The organism is Paenirhizobium selenitireducens ATCC BAA-1503 (genome assembly GCF_000518785.1).
Classification (GTDB): Bacteria; Pseudomonadota; Alphaproteobacteria; order Rhizobiales; family Rhizobiaceae; genus Allorhizobium; species Allorhizobium selenitireducens.
Genome location: NZ_JAEG01000012.1, coordinates 23,057 through 40,556, shown reverse-complemented (window position 1 = coordinate 40,556; position 17,500 = coordinate 23,057). Strand labels below are relative to the sequence as shown.

Below are 17,500 nucleotides of genomic sequence, written 5' to 3'. Positions count from 1 at the left end.
CACTCGCGGTTCCGTCACTGCAGGCTATGGCGGATCGAGACTTCCCGCACGAGCATCGCCGCCTGGGTGCGATTGTGCACGCCGAGCCGGCGCAGCAGTGCCGTGATATGCGCCTTGACGGTGGCCTCGGCCAATTGCATCTCGTAGGCAATGAGCTTGTTCGGCATGCCTTCGCAGATCAGACTGAGAATGCGCGTCTGCTGTTGCGACAGATGGGCGATCTTGCGCGATATGGTCTCGACCGAACGGTCCGTGGCCTGCGCCCGCGTCGGCAGCGTGTAGCCGGGCGGCACATAGGTCTTGCCGTTCCAGATGTCGCGCATCGCGTCCTGGAAGGTCTGCCGGCCGGTATCCTTCGGGATGAAGCCCGCAGCGCCGGCGGCCATGACGGACTGCACGACGCCTTCCGTGGTGATCGCAGAGATGACGATGACCGGAATGTCCGGCGTCCTCTCCTTGATTTTCATGAATCCGCTCAATCCGGATGCATCCGGCAGATTGAGGTCGAGGATGATCAGATCGGGCGAGAAGCGCATCCGCAACTGCTGCAGCGCCTCGCCCAGTGAAGTTGCCGTTCGAATCCGTCGGGTATTGAAAATGCTCTCCATTGTCGTCGCGAGAGCATCGCAATAAAGCGGATGATCATCGATCACCAACGCCGATTTTATCGAAAGCAAGTGGTCGGACAATTCTGCCCGCGACATGGCTTTCCTCCCAAAATATTTCCTGATCGCCATCAGCGGAGCGGCCTCCAACCGCCCCGTATGCCACGGAAAATATTCCCGCTCTCAAGCGTGGCTGGGCTCTCCCAAACGCAACCACACGTAATTTGTTGCACAGATTCGAGGGTAGCGCAATTGCCGAGTTTCCAGCTGGACAGACGGCATAAAACGACAACCAGTTGACCATCAAGTATTTGTAAATAAAAGGATATTAACAGGCTTACCACAGAACATACGTTAGCGATTCTTTACATAAGAAAGAAGATTGTGGCTCAAGCGTGCCCGGCTTCGCACCGCACCATGTCGTTTGCCAGGGTCGTACGGCTGCGCTAGTAGTCATTCGACAGGCAAATCAATTTAACGCGTTAACAATCGGCATCGGACACTTTCTTACGAGGGATTAAACCATGGAGACGAAGAACACCGCCCGGGTCATGGTCGATGCGTTGATCGCGCAAGGGGTCGACACCGTCTTCGGCATACCGGGAGCCCACACCTACGACTTTTCCGACGCACTGTATAAGGCGCGCAACCAGATCCGCATGATCCACACCCGCCACGAACAGGCTGCCGGATACATGGCCTATGGCTATGCCAAATCGACCGGCCGCCCGGGCGTCTTCACGGTCGTCCCAGGGCCTGGCGTGCTTAACGCGGGTGCCGCGCTGTGCACCGCCTACGGGGCGAACGCGCCGGTGATGTGCATCACCGGCAACATCATGTCCCACCTGATCGGCCAGGGACGCGGCCAGCTCCACGAACTTCCGGATCAACTGGCACTCCTGCGCGGCCTGACCAAGTGGTCCGGTCGCATCGACCACGTCACCGAGGCGTCGGGGGTCATGGCCGAAGCCTATGAAAAGATGATGGGCGGCAGGCGGCGGCCCGTGGCGGTGGAGGTCCCCTGGGACGTCTTCGGCCAGACCGGTCCCGCAACACCCGTCGTGCCCAAGCCGGCCCCGGCCCCGATACCTGACCCCGCCCGCATTGCCGAGGCCGCGGCTCTGGTGGGCCAGGCAAAGCGGCCGATGATCATGGTCGGCGGCGGCGCGGTCGATGCGGGAGCGGAAGTCCTGGCGTTGGCGAGGGCAATCGGAGCCCCGGTCGTGTCGCACCGCTCGGGCAAAGGCGTCGTATCCGACGACGAACCCTGCGCCTTCGACCTGATCGCCGGCTATGACTGGTGGAAGGAATGCGATCTTCTGATCGGAATCGGCTCGCGGCTGGAACTGCAGTTCATGCGCTGGCGTTGGAAACCGGCAGGACTGAAGACAATCCGCATCGACATCGATCCAACCGAAATGGTGCGGCTGAAGCCCGATGTCGGTGTCGTCGCCGACGCGGCGGAGGCAACCCGCGCCCTGACCGCCGCCCTCGCGGGCCTTGCTCCGCCGGACCGCAGCGGGGAGTTCTCCGCCCGCCGCGCCGAGGCCCGCGCTCGGATGCAGGCAGTGCAGCCCCAGATGGCCTATCTCGACGCGATCCGCCGGGCATTGCCACGCGGCGGCTTCTTCGTCGAGGAGGTCAGCCAGATGGGCTTTACCGCCCGCTTCGGCTTTCCGGTCTATGCTCCGCGCCAGTACGTCACCTGCGGATATCAGGACAATCTCGGCTTTGGCTTCAACACGGCGCTCGGGGTCAAGGTCGCCAATCCCGACAAGGCTGTCGTATCGGTGTCGGGCGATGGCGGCTTCATGTTCGGCGTTCAGGAGCTGGCCACCGCCGTGCAGCACAATATCGCCGTCGTCGCGATCGTGTTCAACAACAATGCCTTCGGTAATGTCCGCCGCGACCAGGCGACCGTCTATGAGGGGCGGCTGATCGGCTCGGACCTCACCAATCCCGATTTCGTCGCGCTGGGAAAGAGCTTCGGCGTGGCGTCGGAGCGCGCAGACAGCCCGGCGGCGCTCGAAGAGGCGGTGAAACAGGCGCTTGCTTCGGGTCGCCCGGCCCTGATCGAGGTTCCGGTGGAAACCGGCTCGGAAACCAGTCCGTGGACCTTCCTCCACCCTGCCCCGCACGGGTGAACGCGGCACCACTCCGGAGGAGGGCGGGGGCGACGGCTATCCGCCGTTCACCAGCTGCAGGATGAGCGTATGCACATTGCCGCCCGGGCTGAGCTCGACGCGGTCGAAGTCGCGGCTGCGCTGCCGCTGTTCCTGCGACAGGGCGCCGAGACGCTTGGTCATCTCTTCCCTGATCTTGCGGCAGTTGGGATCGGCGGGCACGGTGAGCCCGACGGTCGCCGCCTCGATCTGTTTCACCATCTCGACGATATAGTCGCCGTGCACCCGCTCGTGATCGCGCACGCCGCTGATGAAACTCTCCCATTTCGCCTTGACCGGAGCCGGCAGGGCATTGGCCGGTTTCGGCAGCACATAGGTGATGATGAGCTTGGGTTTCGCCGTTGCCAGCACACAGGCATCGCCGCGCGTCTCGTATTTCCGGCTCCAGGTCAATGCAAAACTGGTCTGGGCGATCGCCCGCGTACCGATACTGAGCTTGGGTCCCCGCGCACCGATCGAGGCGTAGAGCTCCGCCCCGCTGGCGCCGGGAACCGAATAGGTCTGCACCTTTTCGACAGGTTGCCATTCGGCCGCCGCAGCAGGCGACTTTGCCGCAAGGCCGGCCAAGATGAGACTGAGTGCAATGCCTGCTTTCACGCGATGATCCTGTTCCCGTTTTCCGTCGAAACTAGTTTCGAAGCCTCGTTGGCGCAATCGGCCAGCTTGCCGTACCGCGATTTACAGGAACAGGAACGAAAAGGCCCGCGCCGATCGATACCGGCGCGGGCCTCTCATCACTTGAGACGCGAGGATTACTGGATGGATGCAAGCGCAGCCGCGAAACGTTCCTGGGCCTTCTTCGGCACCTTCACGTCCTTGTAGGCATCGAGATTGGCAGGAGCGTCGCCGACAACGACGAGGCCGACCATGCCCATGCCGACATGCGGTGCGCACTTGACGCCATAGGCACCGGGCACATCGAAGGTCACGGTGATCTTCTCGTTCATCTTGCCCTTGAACTCGGTGGCGCCGGCCGGAAGCATGCCCTTGATGATCTCGGCATTGTGGCCCTTGTCTGTCGGGACGAAGGTGACGGTATCGCCGGCGGCAATCTTCACGCCGGCGGGTTCGAAGACCATGGCGCCGTCCTTGCCCTTGTTCAGCATGTGGACTTCAAAATCGGCAGCGGCGGCGGAACCGGCAAAGGCGGCAAGCACGGCAGCGGCGGCAACAAGGCGCTTCAACATCATGGACATTCTCTTATCTCCTTGAAATCAGGACCCTTCGGATCCGTTGGGACAGGAGATACGCCTTTCGCATGTGCTCTTCTTTGTGCTTGCGCAACTAACAAAGCGCAATTTCGGACCCCTTCGGTCTTGCGGCTTCAGGAGTGATCCTTGCCCCCTTCGGCAAGCTCCAACAGGCCGGCAATGTTCCTCACCAGCAATTTTTGCCGACCGCCTTCGACGAGCCCCAGGCCCTCCCAGGCGCTGAGGATGCGAGAAACCGTGTGCAGCGTGGTGCCGGTCATTTCGGCGATGTCCTGGCGGGAAATGGGGAAGTCGATACGGATGCCGCCCTCTTCCTTGCGGCCGGCCTTTCGTGCCAGACGCACGACGGCATGGGCGACGCGGCGCTCGACCTCCTGCGTGGACATTTCCCGGATCCGCGTGTGCGCCTCTTCGAGTCTCTGCCCGATCGTCTGCATGGCCGTGACGGCAAGCCGAGGATTGCGCTCGACAAAGCTGGGCCACAGATCGGTCGGCCAGCCAAGCGTCAGGCTTTCGGCGGCGGCAATCGCGGTTCCCGGATAGTCGCTGCGCTGCAGCGCCTTGGCAAAGCCGAAAAGATCGCCCGGATGCACCACCCGCACGATGATCTGCTGGCCATCCTCGGTGACCTGGGTCACCTTCAGGCGGCCGTGCAACAGCAGATAGAAGCTGACGGCGGGCTGGCCCTGTTCGAAAACGTATTCACCCTGCGGAACCCGTCGCGAGGTCGCGTGTCCGAGCAGCTTGTCGAGCTCCTCGTCGCTCATCCGGTCGAACAGCGGAAGAGCCTTGACGACGGTCCGATCGATCTTCACCGTCGCTGATCCTTTCTGCGATCACCCGCGTCAGACTGTGCCGGGGGCCGAACGAAGCCGCCCATGAGCTACAGGCAATCTGGGTTCTAGACTAGGATGCCGCCTGACGAAAGGCAAAAACGAGCCTTGCATACCAGCTATCGTCACGGACCAGGCGAAAACCGACATTGTCGGGCGGTGTGCCGACCGAACAGCCGCCGCTCTTCGGATCGCGAATGAAGGCGCTCAGTGGCGAACGGTGCTTGCCCGACGCGATGTAGATCCCGCAGCTTTCGCTGGCATAGGCGGCCTTTGCGCCCTCGCCCAGCGTGACCTTGCGATTGCAGGTCGACGTCCACTCCCAGACATTGCCGGCGAAATCGGCCAGGCCGTACTCACTTTCGCCGAAGTGGCCGAGCGGCTGCGGCGCCGGATCGCGCGAGGCTTTACGCGACGCCTCGCGCTGGTAGTCGGCCAGCCATCGGAGGGCCGGGTTCTTGCTGTCTGGATCGACACCGAGGGCGTCATCCGGAAACTTCGAACCGGCGGCGAAGGCGAGATCCTCATCGCTCGGCAAGGTCCAGACCGCGTCGGTGCGTGTGCTCAGCCAGCGGGCATAGGCCGTGGCGTCATCATGGTTGATCGACGTCGCGGGCAGGTCGAACGACGACGGTGTGGTCGCCTCGCGGGCCGGGCACGCGCCTTGGGCGACGCAGGCATCGTATTCGGCCGTGGTCACCTGATACTTTGTGATGTCGAGCGGCCGCGTGCGGCGCACCTCGACCTTCGGCGCATCGACCGCGAAGTCGTTCTTGTAGAACTCACCGGCGGGCCGGTAGGTGAAATCGTGCGGCTCGATCCGGATCGTTACCGGCAGGGGAATATCGGCTGGCGCCGCCCTGAACAGGCCGGTCTGGAGGCCAAGACCGCCGGCGACAGCCATCATCAGAAGCGCCGGCAAGGCGACCGAGGCACCGGAAACGAAATGGGCATGACGGATGGCGGACATGGCGACCTCCCGGAGGCAGTCGATTGGCGGGCAAATGAAGAGGGAGCCCATGCCCGCACATCGCGGGCATGGGCATTGGGGGGTGATCAGCTGGCCGACGGTGCCAGCACCGAGGTCATCAGGTCGTCGTTCCACTCGCCGGTGACGGTGAAGTGTCCGGCGGCGCCGAGTTCGAAGGCCTCGATCAGGTTGTGGTTGACATAGGCGTAGATGCCCGGCTGCTGGAAGGTGTAGTAGGCGGCCCCTGCCGCACCGCCGGGGATGAACCAGGTTTCCTGGTCGGTTTCCGGAGGATTGTGGAACTTGCCGGTCGCCCAGACATAGTCGCCGTGACCGCCGATCAGATGCGGACGGGTGTCGCGGTTGGCCTGCGAATGGATGACCAGCACACGGTCGCCGACTTCGGCCTTCAAGGCATTCTCACCGGTCAACGCGCCGACAGCGCCGTTGAAGACGATGTGGCTCGGAGTGAGGCTGCGCATGACCTGCAGCACATCCTGATAGGCATCGCCGGCCGTTTCATACTTCTTGAAGTTGCCCTTTTCGTCCTTCGGAACGTAGAAGTCCTGCTCGCCGACATAGTAGACCTTGTCATAGACCAGCTCATTGCCCTTGCCGTCCTTCAGGCCGTCGCGCGGCAGCACCATGATGGCACCGTTCATGCCCGAAGTGACGTGCCACGGAACCATGCCGGGAGGTGCGCAGTGGTAGACGAAGACGCCGGCCTTGGTGGCCTTGAAGCGCAGTATCGTTTTCTCTCCCGGATTGACTACCGTCAGCGCGCCGCCGCCAAGGGCACCGGTGGCCGAATGAAAGTCGATATTGTGCTGCAGCGTATTGGTCTCGGGATTGATCAGCGTCAGCTCGACATAGTCGTCCTGATGGACGACCATCAGCGGGCCGGGAACCGAACCGTTGAAGGTCATGGCGTGAACCTCGGTCCCCTGGTCGTCGACGATGATCTTCTTTTCCTCGATCGTCATGGTGAACTCGACGACCTTCGGTCCGCCCTCGGCCTTCTGGCTATGGGCATGGACGAAGGGCGGCTTCACCAGTTCGATCTTCTGGCGCGGCAGGGCGGCGATCTGGGCCGCGGTTGCCTTGGCGTTGGTCTTGATCTCACCGCCTTCGGCGCGGGCTTCGGACGTGCTGATGATCGGCGCCAGTGCGCCGGCGAAGGCCGCACCGGCCAGGATCGTGCGGCGAGTTACCTGAAACTTCTCGGTCATCGGATTATCTCCTTTAGAGTAGAGCGGAGCGAATGTCGTCCGGTCGAGGATGGTTTTACGCCCGGACCGGAAACCGCAATTTGTGCCAGCACAAACTCCCGCAGGTGCGGGGCCACCTGCGTCATTTTGGCAGAGGAAGGCGTGTTTGAAGCTTCTGAATCCATTGAGAAACCAAGGTTTTGCTTGCGTCTGATCAAAGAGCGGAAGTCTGCGCGCCCGTACTGGTGATTGCGATTTGTCAAAACCACGGAGTTTCGCGATGAGCAGCCAGCACACAGTCCGCAGCGGCGGCATCCCCCGAGGACTGTCGAAGACGGGACCGGTCTTGTTCTCCTACGGCTTCAGGCCCTTCTTTCTGGGCGCCGGCCTGATGGCGATCGCCGCCATGATGTTGTGGATCCTGGCGCTGACGAGCGGCCTGGAGATCGGCGGATCGTATGGCAGCCATCACTGGCACGCCCATGAAATGCTGTTCGGCTTCGCACCGGCGGTCGTGGCCGGCTTCCTCTTGACCGCTGTGCCCAACTGGACGGGCCGGCTGCCGGTGTCCGGCCGCCCGCTGATGATGCTGTTCGGCTTGTGGCTCGCCGGGCGGCTCGTACTTCTGCAACCGGACCTGATCGGCGTCGAGATCGCTGCCGCGGTCGACAGCCTGTTCCTGCCCGCCCTGCTCTTCATCTGCGCGCGCGAGATCGTCGCGGGGCGCAAGTGGAAGGACCTGAAGGTTCTGGTGGTGCTCACTTTCCTGTCCGCCGCCAATATCGGCTTCCATGTCACGACATTGAGCGGTGAGCACGGCGGCCTCATGCAAAGACTGGCGGTGTCGGCCTATGTCGTCCTGATCATGATCATCGGCGGCCGGATCATCCCGAGCTTTTCCCGCAACTGGCTGAACCAGCATGGCGCGACACGCTTTCCCATTGCGTTCAACCGCTTCGACACAGTGGCGATCGTCGCAGGGGCCGTGGCGCTCGGAGGCTGGACACTCCTTCCCGAACGCCGCCTGACCGGGTTGCTGGCCCTCGTCGCCTTCAGCCTTCACGTCGCCCGTCTCGCGCGCTGGCGCGGCCATGCCGTCTTCGCCGAGAAGCTCCTCTTCATCCTGCACCTCGCCTACGGCTTCGTGCCCCTCGGTTTCCTCGCCATTGCCCTCGGCACGGAGGGTTACCTCGCCACCAATTCGGTGCTGCACGTCATGACCGTCGGTGCCATCGCCGCGATGATGCTGGCCGTCATGACCCGCGCCACCCGAGGCCACACAGGCCGCGTGCTGGCCGCCTCCCGCATCACCACACTGTCCTACGCGGCTATCCTGCTGGCTGCCTTGCTACGCCCCGCCGCCGACCTGCTGCCGAACTACATGATGGAACTCTATTCGGCGGCCGGCTTCTTCTGGATTGCCGCCTTTGCACTGTTCGTCTTCGAATATGGACCGATGCTGGCCCGCGTCCGGCGTGTGGCGATCGGCTGATCGATAGCCAAAGAGCCCGACGCTTACTGGCGCCGGGCTCTTTGCAGAGGACCGCAGATCGAAGCGGAATCAGCGCCGGGCGGCAACTGGAAAGACGCCGGAACGGATCAGGTCCGGCGTCCAGCGCGGTTCGTAGGTGAGGTCCACGACGGCCGCCGTCACCCCTTTGACGGCCTCGACGGCCGCCTGCACCGCCTGCTGCAGGAAGCCGGCGGCGGGGCAGCCCCGCGACGTGGTCGTCATCACGATGCTTGCAGCGCCATCCGCATCGACGCTCACCTCGTAGATCAGGCCGAGATCGACGATACTGCCGCCGATTTCCGGATCCGTGATCGTTGTGAGCGCCGCGACGATGTCGGCGGCAAGCCCCGATGCGCTGTCGATGTCCATCATCTCACTCCTGCGCGTCGCCGATGCGGATCAGCATGCGATAGGCCGTTCCACTCTCGTCGTAATTGCCCACCCACTGGTGGCCGCGTTTTTCGAGTTCCGGCATCAGGAACACCGGCTCGCGCGACAGGAGGGCGAACAACACTTCGCCCGGGTCCATGAGTTCGGTCTTGGAGAGGATTCGCGCCATCGGTTCCGGCGGATCGAGTTCGGTGAGGTCGAGGTGGAATACCGGTTCGGCCCATAGTGCTGCCGACACCGCATCGTCGGACGCCGCGACATCGGCCGGCCCGCCCGCTTCGGGCGTGAACAGCACCTGCCATTCGCCACCGCCGATTTCGGAGGCCTCGTGCGAGAAGCCGCGCTTGCCCATGACGCGAAACAGCGGCTCGGGCTTGAAGGTGGCGATGAGGCGGAGGCCCTCCCCGGGCTTGAGCGATTGCACGGCTTCCATGATCGCCTGGAAGGGTTCTCCGCCATTGCGCAGGATCGGCCGGACGTCGAGTTCTTTGTAAGGGTTTGTCATCATGACCTCGTAGGCTGAAGGGACGGCAGGAAGAAATTGGGACGGATGGCTCCGCCAGGCAAGCGCCTGTCGGGCGCTATTTCCATCAGGCGGCGCGTGCGCAGGAATTCGGCGACGAGCGCAAGGCTCGCCCCGAGCTGTAGCCCGGCCGCCGTCCGAAAGACCAGATCAAGGTCCAGCGCCAGCGCAAGGGCCGCGATCAGCACGCCGGCGTGAAACAGCAGAAACCACGCCCGGGCGCGAGGCTCCCTGACGAGATCCTGCACCCGCGGCGTCGGCACACGGCCAAGCACCGGACCATAGCATTCGAGCCAGGTGAGGAAAGGAACGATCTTGTAGAGCTTGGCGAGGCCGAGGCCGGTGAGCCATCCGAAGCCGAGCAGGTACACGATCGCCGAGATGTCGCTTGCCAGACGCCCGGTCGCCGCAGCCACCGCGAGCCAGGCTGCCCCGACGAAGAGTGCGGCAAAGGAAGCGATGCTGGCGAGACTGTTGAGTTCCAGCTTCGGCCGTCGCCGCGCGCGATAGATGGTGAGGAGATCGACCATGTAGAATCCCAGACCGGCAAGCGAGAACAGCAGGGCCAGCGTCAGGGCGATTGCACTTCCCGCCAGATCCGTCACGGACAGCAGCACGGCAGCGAGCAGGAGGGCGATGGCCGCCGCGCCGGTCAGCCACACCTTGCCGGCTCCAGCGGATGCGCCGTCGGGAGCAAGCAGGAACATCGGCAGCAGCTTGTAGCTGACGCCCACCGCCGACACCGTCAGCCAACCGCCAAGTCCAAGCGCCGCATGCAGCGGCAGCCCCGCCGGCAAGAAGCCGGCCCACGCCGACGGCAGATATCCGGAAAGGACGAGCGCGAAGGTTGCTCCCAGTGCGAGCGTCGCAACGAGCGCGATCAACCCCAGGGCGACGAAACGGGCAGGCAAGGGCAACGGCCATGCGCCGGCAAGCGTAACGCCGACAATCCCGGCGACGGTGAGGTAGCCGAGCGAAAGGAATAGAGCGCCGAACGAAAGCAGCGGCGCGGCGAAATCCGCACCCCCGCCCATTGCCACGAAGCCGAGCACGAGGCCGGTTTCGCCGGCGACGATCGCGATGAGCGCCGGCAGGGCGACGCCACCGCCCTTCAGCGGTTTCGCCACCAGCACCGGCACGAACTGCAGGAGTGCGCCGGACATCAGCAGGCCGAACCAGCCCGCGGTGATCAGGTGAACGACAGCCAGCGTCGGCGGCGCCTCGATTGCCGCGCCGGGATAGCCGTAACCCGCCACCAACAGGACCTCGGCCATAAGCAGGAAGAGGCAGGCGGCGGCGAAATAGCTCATCGTCCAGCGGGAGAGGCTCGCACCTGGCATGTCGGTCACCTCACTGCGGAATCGTTTCCGGCGATCCGCTCAATGCGCTCCGCCGCAGCAGCAGTCGCAACCGGCGCTTTCCAGCCGCGCGATCTCGACCCGCCACAGATCGGGGCCCTGTTCCAGATATTCCCAGCCGAACAGGCCGGAAAAATGCGTTTCCAGATGATAGTGCAAAGGCCGCGGATCGTGATCGCTGATGATATGCATCGAGCCACCCGGCAGAAGCGCGTTCAGCATCCCGAAGATGCGGGGATGGCGTTCCGATGGCGGCACGAGGCGCACGTCGATCGAGGGCTTGGTCTCTGCAATATCAGTCATTTATCGGTCCTGCTTGTTGAACGGCCCGCCAATCACCGTCGCGGCCCGGGCCCGGCCAGCGCTTTGGATTTAGACCCAAGTCGGGGGAGCGACCTTGTCGCCGCGCAAACAAATCCGCAAAGGCGAATCCGCTTTCGCCGCGATCCTTGGGATTTGGCAAAGAGCAAGAACGCGAACCGATCTACTTCAGGGACACGTTGAACCGGAGTAGCCCCATGTCCCGCGAACTGATCGAAAAATACGGAGAGGCCCGTCTGCCCCGTTACACCAGCTATCCCACCGCGCCGCGTTTTGCCCCCGGCATCGGGGCAGGCACCTACGGCGACTGGCTGGCCGCCATTCCGGCAAGCGAAGCGATTTCGCTCTACCTGCACATCCCCTTCTGCCGCTCCATGTGCTGGTACTGCGGCTGCCACACGTCGATCACCCAGAAGGACCAGCCGATCCTCGACTATCTCGACGTGCTGAAACGCGAGATCCGGCTCGTGGCAAAGGCGGCCGGCAAGCCGCTCAAGGTCGGCCAGATCCACTTCGGCGGCGGCACCCCGACCATCATGACGCCGGAGGAATTTCTCGATCTCTCCGCCTTCCTGCACCGGGAATTCAACGTCACGCCGAACGCCGGAACAGCCGTCGAGATCGACCCGCGGACCCTCACCCGGTCGATGATCGGCGCGCTCGGCCAGTCGGGCGTGACCCGCGCCAGCCTCGGCGTACAGAGCTTCGATCCTGTCGTGCAGAAGGCCATCAACCGCATCCAGACCGCCGAACAGACGGCCGATGCGACGCAGGGCCTGCGCGAAGCCGGCATCGACAGCGTCAACTTCGACCTGATCTACGGCCTGCCGCACCAGACCGTCGCCTCCTGCATCGAGACGGCCAGGACCGCGATCGCCATGCGGCCGGACCGTTTCGCCGTGTTCGGCTATGCCCATATCCCCTCGTTCAAGAAGCACCAGCGCCTGATCGACGAAAGGGCGCTGCCGGATGCCGCCGAGCGCCACGCCCAGGCGGAAGCAATCGCCGAAACCCTGTCCGCCGCCGGCTATCGCCGCATCGGCCTCGACCATTTCGCCTTGCCGGAGGACGATCTTTCGCTGGCGGCCGAGACCGGCCGGCTGCACCGCAATTTCCAGGGCTATACGACGGATGCCTGCAAGACGCTGGTCGGCCTCGGCGCCTCGGCGATCGGCCGGACCGTGGACGGCTATATCCAGAACGACGTGGCGATCGGGCAGTATGCGCAGCGCATCGCGTCCGGCAAGCTCGCCACTGTCAAGGGCTATCGGCTGACGGCGGAGGACCGGCTGCGGGCAGCGGTGATCGAACGGTTGATGTGCGATTTCCGCGTCGATCTCGCATCGCTCTGCGAGGCGCACGGCTTCGATCTTGACCAGCTTCTGTCCGGCAACGCCATGTTCCAGCGCCTTATGGAAGACGGGATCACGGAGATGAAGGACGGCGTGGTCACGGTGCGGCGCGACTGCCGCTTCGTCATCCGCGCCGTCGCGGCGAGCTTCGACGCCTATCTCGACCAGTCGGCCCGCACCCATTCCAAGGCCGCATAAGCCAAAAGAGCAGAGCAGACAGAGAAAGGCCCGGCGCCACCCCTAGCGCCGGGCCTTTCCTTTGCGCGGCCTTGCCTCCGCCTCAACTGGCAAGACCGCGATAGATGGCCGGCAGGGCCGCCGGCAGCCGGGCGATGTTCGACACCACGGCATAGCCGTGCTGGCCGAAGATCGCCGGCACATAGGATTTGGCGTCGCGGTCGACCGTCACACCGAATACCCGCACGCCCTTGCGCCGCGCCTCGATGACCGCGCGGCGGCTGTCCTCCAGGGCAAAGCGCCCCTCGTAGTGATCGACGTCGTTCGGCTTGCCGTCGGTCAGCACCAGCAGCAGCTGACGCCGGTTCGGCTGCTCGACCAGCTTGGCCGTGGCATGGCGGATCGCCGCGCCGATACGGGTGTAGTAGCCGGGTCTAAGCGCCGCGATCCGGTTCTCCACCACCGGCCCCATCTTCTCGCCGAAATCCTTGACCGTCTCGATGCGCACCCAGGAGCGGCGCCGCGAGGTGAACGTCAGGATCGAGTGGTTGTCACCGCAGGCGGCAAGCCCGTTGGCCAGCACCAGAAGCGCCTCCTTCTCGACATCCAGCACGCGCAGGTCGTCGAACCAGGCATCGGTGGAGAGCGACACGTCGACGAGCAGGGTGACGGCAAGGTCATGCGCCTGCGGCCGGCTCATCAGGTGGATGCGGTCGCTGCCCTCGCCGCCGGCCTTCAGGTCGGTCCGGCTGCGCACCACGGCATCGAGGTCGAGATCGGCGCCGTCGAGTTGGGCTCTCAGCATCTCGTGCTTCGGTCGAAGCACTTCGAACTGCCGGCGCACACGGCGGATCAGGCTCTTCATCGCGGCGCTGGCTTCCGGTCCCTGCACTTCCTCGGGCGCCGGCCCCGCCAGCACGCGGCAATAGTCCTTGAGATAGGCGTTGCGGCGATAGTCCCACTCCGGATAACTCAACTCCGCCGTCAGCGGCGTACGGTCGAGCGCCTCGGGCGGCAGATCGAGATCGAAACGAAACCGCGCCGACGGGCGGCCCTTGCGCTCGCCGAGCGTCATGTCGTCCAGTTCCTCGGCCGCGGCCGCATCGTGATCGTCGCTGTCGTCGCCGGGGCGGTCGACATTGACCATTTCCGCCATCGCGAGGATCTTTTCGAAACGGTTGAGAATGAACGGGCTGCGGTCTTTTTCGCGGCCGTCGCTCTTTTCGCGCGTCGCGATCTGGCGCCCGGTCGTGGCGCCCTGACGGTCCCCGCCTGCGGCAGGCCGGTCCTCTTCCGTGCGCGGTGCACTCTCTTCGCGCAGCAGCGCATCGGGCCACAAGGGCACAGGCATCATCGGCAGATAGCCGGGCGGCGCCTTGACCGGCAGCGGCACGGGATAGGCAAGCGGGGCAAGGTCAGCCCCGGCGCGCAGAAGATTGATGACACGGTCCTCGACAAGACGCTCGACGCGCGGCAGCTTGCCGCGCTGGCGCTCTACGAGCACTGCGGCGCAGAGCGCACGGTAGCGGGCTCTGAGGCCGGGAAACTGGTTGACAACGGCCTGCGCCGTCTGCGCGGCCCTCTCGAGCAGGACCAGGTCGCGGACGAGCGGATCACTTTCACAGACCGGATCGAGCGGCATGACCGCCATCGCGGCTGCCAGCCAGACATAGAGATCACGGTTGAGTGCGACCGTCGGAAGGAGATCGAGGACTGCAGGCAGCATGACGGTCGCGTGGTCGCGCCCGGGCTGAACCAGCTTCTCCTCGCCGAGACCCAGCCGCTGGCGGAATTTCAGCCGGTGACCGGAGGTTCGCCCCCGCGCCGGGGCAAGTTGCACGGCCCGCTCGCCACCAAAGCCGCGAAAGCAGACGGACAGAACCGGCTGGACCTCTTCGAGCAGGACCGCCGCCTCGGGATAACGCGGCCATGTGCGCGTATTCCCGGCGATATTGTGCCAGGCCCGCCCGACGGTCTCTTCCAGTTCCAGGAAGTCCAGCATGATACACCTCTTTAGCGGATGACCGCACCCGCCAGTTCGAGAAGAGCGGCGCGCACATCCGGCTCGTCGGTCAGCGGCTCGATCATGGCGCACCTGACCGCATCCCTCGGCGCGAGGCCGGCATCGATCAGGCTTGCGCAATAGACCAGAAGGCGGGTGGAGACCCCTTCCTCGAGATCGTGGCCCTTCAGCGCACGCAGCCGGCGGGCAAGCTCCACCAGCGGCGCGACCATGCCCTCGGCAAGGCCGCTTTCCGCCGAGACGACGGCAATCTCGCGGTCCTTGGGCAGGAAGTCGAATTCGATGGCGACGAAGCGCTGACGGGTGGAAGGCTTCAGCGTCTTCAGGAGATTCTGGTAGCCGGGATTGTAGGATACGACCAGCATGAAGCCGGGCGGAGCGCTCAGCACTTCGCCGGTGCGCTCCAGCGGCAGGATGCGCCGGTCGTCGGTCAGCGGATGCAGCACGACCGCCACGTCCTTGCGGGCTTCGACGATCTCGTCGAGATAGCAGATGCCGCCCTCGCGCACGGCCCGCGTCAACGGCCCGTCGACCCAGACCGTGTCGCCACCCTTCAGCAGATAGCGGCCGGTCAAGTCAGCCGCGGCCAGGTCGTCGTGGCAGGAAACGGTCGACAGCGGCAGGCCAAGCTTGGCGGCCATATGCCCGACGAAACGCGTCTTGCCGCAGCCGGTCGGTCCCTTGAGCAGCAGCGGCAGCTGGCGCATCCAGGCCGTCTCGAACAGTTCGCATTCGCTTCCGGCCGGCGAATAGGCCGGAATGTCGGGCGATGGCGGATTGGTGAGCACGAGGTTCATGGGGTCTATCCTTCTTGGGCAATATTGACGTGAGGCCTGGGCTCGCCGACTGCTTCTCCCCCCTGGGGGAGAAGCGTCGAACATTCGTCGACAGGCTTGGGGGCGAGGCGATGAGGGGGCCGTTGGCACAAGCACCCCCTTACCCGACCCTGCCGGCCATCTTCTCCCCGACGGGGAGAAGGCTGGATCATTCGGCGGGTTCGGCCACGCCGCCGAAGGCCGGCGCCTTTTCCTTGCCGGGCATGAGCACCGACCAGATGAACATCAGCGCAGAGATCAGAACCACGACGCCGGAGCCGAGACGGACCCAGTAGAACAGCGCGAGCTGATCCTGGACGGCCATGTAACTTTCGCCGAGCACCCGCTGCAGATGGACCTGCAGCACGCCGGCGAAGGTCAGCGCGAAGGTCATCACCGACATGGCCGTGCACATCATCCAGAAGCTGGCGATCGACAGCCACTGGTTATAGGGCTGGCGGCCGCGGATTTCCGGGATGGCATAGGCCATGATGGCCAGGTTCAACATGACATAGGCGCCGAAGAAGGCGAGGTGGCCATGGGCCGCGGTGACCTGCGTGCCATGGGTATAGTAGTTGATCGAGGACAGCGTGTGGAGGAAACCCCATACGCCGGCGCCGAAGAAGGCCATGACCGAGCAGCCGATCGACCACAGAAGGGCAGCCTTGTTCGGATGCTTGCGGCCGGCCTTCCAGGTCATCACGAAGGTGAAGATCACCATGGTGAAGAAGGGGGCGACCTCGAGCGTCGAGAACAGCGAACCGATCCACTGCCAGTATCCCGGGGCGCCGATCCAGTAGTAGTGGTGGCCGGTGCCGAGAATGCCGGAGAACAGCGCCAGGCCGACGATGACGTAGAGCCACTTCTCGACCACTTCGCGATCGATGCCGTTGAGCTTGATCATCAGGAAGGCCAGAACCGAAGCCATGATCAGTTCCCACACGCCTTCGACCCACAGATGCACGACATACCACCAGTACATCTTGTCGAGCGCCAGATTGACCGGATTGTAGAAGGCGAACAGGAAGAAGATCGCCACGCCCCACAGCCCGAAGATCAGGATGTTGGTAACGACGGTCTTACGGCCCTTGAGCACCGTCAGCGTGATGTTGAACAGGAACATCAGGCAGACGATGACGATGCCGACCTTGATGGCGAAGGGCTGCTCCAGGAATTCGCGGCCTTCATGGATCTTGAACAAGTAGCCGACCACGGCGACCGCGGCGGCAATCAGGAAGATCCAGAACTGGGCGATCGCCAGCTTCGGGCTATAGAGTTCCGTCTCCGCCTCTTCCGGCAGAAGATAATAGGTGGCACCCATGAAGCCCATGAGCAGCCAGACGATCAGCGCATTGGTATGAACCATGCGCACGATGTTGAAGGGCAACAGTTCGGACAGCGTATTGGGCAGCACGTAGATCGTGCCGGCGAGCACGCCGAACAGCACCTGGGCGAGGAAGAGGCCGAGCGCGCCGTAGAAATACAGCATCGCGACCTTTTGGGTTTGGTATTTCATTGTCTCTTCTCCTTGTCGCAGCGCTTGCTCAGCCGGCGTCGTTCGGCGGCCATTTCTGCGTCTTGATGCGGCTCGTCCATTCGAGGAAGTCGGCGAGGTCGTTGAGTTCCTGTTCGCTCAGGTTGAACTGCGGCATCTGCCGACGACCTTCGACGCCCGACGGCTGTGCGGCCATCCAGGATTTCAGCGTTTCGCGGGCCCCTTCCGGATCGTCCTTGCCGCCCCAGCGCACCCAGACATTGCCGAGTTCGGGGGCGAAATAGGCGCCTTCGCCGAGCAGGGTGTGACAATTGATACAGGCGTTCTTTTCCCAGACGTGCTTGCCGCGCGCCACGCCGTCGGTCAGCGTGGACTCGTCGGTGGAGGTCGTTCTGATGTAGTAGTGGCTGTGGGCGGTCAGGCCCACGAAGATCGTGAAGAAGAAGATGGACCCGCCATAGAAGACGTTGCGGGCCCCTGTCTTGGTTAGGCGCTCTGCCATCCCCATGGTCCTTTCGTTCGC

At 64.0% G+C, this 17,500-nt stretch carries 17 protein-coding genes; 3 read left to right on the top strand and 14 right to left on the bottom strand.

Going from position 1 to position 17,500, the window contains the following annotated elements:
* Window positions 1-14 precede the first annotated feature (14 nt).
* The gene (locus L867_RS0116800; RefSeq protein ID WP_028737958.1) at window positions 15-704 is read right to left on the bottom strand and encodes a response regulator; all 690 of its coding nucleotides are present in this window, start codon (window positions 702-704) and stop codon (window positions 15-17) included.
* Between the two features lie 425 nt (window positions 705-1,129).
* Here L867_RS0116800 and L867_RS0116795 point away from each other — a divergent pair, with 425 nt between their 5' ends.
* A complete protein-coding gene (locus L867_RS0116795) occupies window positions 1,130-2,749 on the top strand; it encodes a thiamine pyrophosphate-dependent enzyme (protein WP_028737957.1) in 1,620 nt (539 codons plus the stop codon).
* Between the two features lie 36 nt (window positions 2,750-2,785).
* Here the strand turns inward: L867_RS0116795 and L867_RS0116790 are convergent, their stop codons facing one another.
* The 5 genes from L867_RS0116790 to nirK form a co-directional block, all read right to left on the bottom strand.
* Window positions 2,786-3,385, bottom strand: a complete 600-nt coding sequence (locus L867_RS0116790; protein ID WP_028737956.1) for a DUF922 domain-containing Zn-dependent protease — start codon at window positions 3,383-3,385, stop codon at window positions 2,786-2,788.
* 155 nt (window positions 3,386-3,540) lie between these two features.
* Window positions 3,541-3,984 carry a pseudoazurin gene (locus tag L867_RS0116785; protein WP_028737955.1) on the bottom strand — a complete coding sequence of 148 codons (444 nt, stop codon included), beginning with the start codon at window positions 3,982-3,984 and terminating at the stop codon, window positions 3,541-3,543.
* Window positions 3,985-4,112: 128 nt separating this feature from the next.
* Window positions 4,113-4,814, bottom strand: a complete 702-nt coding sequence (locus L867_RS0116780) for a Crp/Fnr family transcriptional regulator (protein ID WP_028737954.1) — start codon at window positions 4,812-4,814, stop codon at window positions 4,113-4,115.
* Between the two features lie 91 nt (window positions 4,815-4,905).
* Window positions 4,906-5,802, bottom strand: a complete 897-nt coding sequence (locus L867_RS0116775; RefSeq protein WP_028737953.1) for an SUMF1/EgtB/PvdO family nonheme iron enzyme — start codon at window positions 5,800-5,802, stop codon at window positions 4,906-4,908.
* An 86-nt stretch (window positions 5,803-5,888) separates the two neighbouring features.
* Window positions 5,889-7,031: a copper-containing nitrite reductase gene (nirK, locus tag L867_RS0116770; protein WP_028737952.1), complete on the bottom strand. Its 1,143-nt coding sequence runs from the start codon at window positions 7,029-7,031 to the stop codon at window positions 5,889-5,891.
* 259 nt (window positions 7,032-7,290) lie between these two features.
* On the opposite strand from nirK, the gene L867_RS0116765 reads away from it, so the two are divergent.
* Complete coding sequence (locus tag L867_RS0116765; RefSeq protein ID WP_028737951.1) at window positions 7,291-8,502, top strand: NnrS family protein; 1,212 nt, start codon at window positions 7,291-7,293, stop codon at window positions 8,500-8,502.
* A 69-nt stretch (window positions 8,503-8,571) separates the two neighbouring features.
* Here L867_RS0116765 and L867_RS25565 read toward each other — a convergent pair whose 3' ends face one another.
* From L867_RS25565 to L867_RS0116745, 4 genes are read right to left on the bottom strand one after another with little or no spacing between them, the layout of a single operon-like run.
* Window positions 8,572-8,892 carry a metal-sulfur cluster assembly factor gene (locus L867_RS25565; protein ID WP_051439056.1) on the bottom strand — a complete coding sequence of 107 codons (321 nt, stop codon included), beginning with the start codon at window positions 8,890-8,892 and terminating at the stop codon, window positions 8,572-8,574.
* A 4-nt stretch (window positions 8,893-8,896) separates the two neighbouring features.
* On the bottom strand, window positions 8,897-9,418 hold the full coding sequence (locus L867_RS0116755; protein ID WP_028737950.1) for a DUF2249 domain-containing protein: 522 nt from the start codon (window positions 9,416-9,418) through the stop codon (window positions 8,897-8,899).
* Window positions 9,418-10,776 carry a hypothetical protein gene (locus L867_RS0116750; protein ID WP_028737949.1) on the bottom strand — a complete coding sequence of 453 codons (1,359 nt, stop codon included), beginning with the start codon at window positions 10,774-10,776 and terminating at the stop codon, window positions 9,418-9,420. The genes L867_RS0116755 and L867_RS0116750 overlap by 1 nt, the downstream gene beginning before the upstream one ends.
* A gap of 39 nt (window positions 10,777-10,815) precedes the next feature.
* Window positions 10,816-11,097, bottom strand: coding sequence for a DUF2249 domain-containing protein (locus tag L867_RS0116745; RefSeq protein ID WP_028737948.1), 282 nt, complete (start codon window positions 11,095-11,097; stop codon window positions 10,816-10,818).
* A 215-nt stretch (window positions 11,098-11,312) separates the two neighbouring features.
* On the opposite strand from L867_RS0116745, the gene hemN reads away from it, so the two are divergent.
* Window positions 11,313-12,665 (top strand): oxygen-independent coproporphyrinogen III oxidase, encoded by a 1,353-nt coding sequence (gene hemN / locus L867_RS0116740; protein ID WP_028737947.1) that lies wholly within the window; start codon window positions 11,313-11,315, stop codon window positions 12,663-12,665.
* Window positions 12,666-12,747: 82 nt separating this feature from the next.
* On the opposite strand, the gene L867_RS0116735 is transcribed toward hemN, so the two are convergent.
* The 4 genes from L867_RS0116735 to L867_RS0116720 form a co-directional block, all read right to left on the bottom strand.
* The gene (locus L867_RS0116735) at window positions 12,748-14,646 is read right to left on the bottom strand and encodes a nitric oxide reductase activation protein NorD (protein WP_028737946.1); all 1,899 of its coding nucleotides are present in this window, start codon (window positions 14,644-14,646) and stop codon (window positions 12,748-12,750) included.
* Window positions 14,647-14,657: 11 nt separating this feature from the next.
* Entirely contained in the window at window positions 14,658-15,464 is an 807-nt protein-coding gene (locus tag L867_RS0116730) for a CbbQ/NirQ/NorQ/GpvN family protein (RefSeq protein ID WP_028737945.1), read from the bottom strand.
* A 187-nt stretch (window positions 15,465-15,651) separates the two neighbouring features.
* Window positions 15,652-16,998, bottom strand: a complete 1,347-nt coding sequence (locus L867_RS0116725; RefSeq protein WP_028737944.1) for a nitric-oxide reductase large subunit — start codon at window positions 16,996-16,998, stop codon at window positions 15,652-15,654.
* Window positions 16,999-17,026: 28 nt separating this feature from the next.
* Entirely contained in the window at window positions 17,027-17,479 is a 453-nt protein-coding gene (locus L867_RS0116720) for a c-type cytochrome (protein ID WP_028737943.1), read from the bottom strand.
* Window positions 17,480-17,500: the final 21 nt, after the last annotated feature.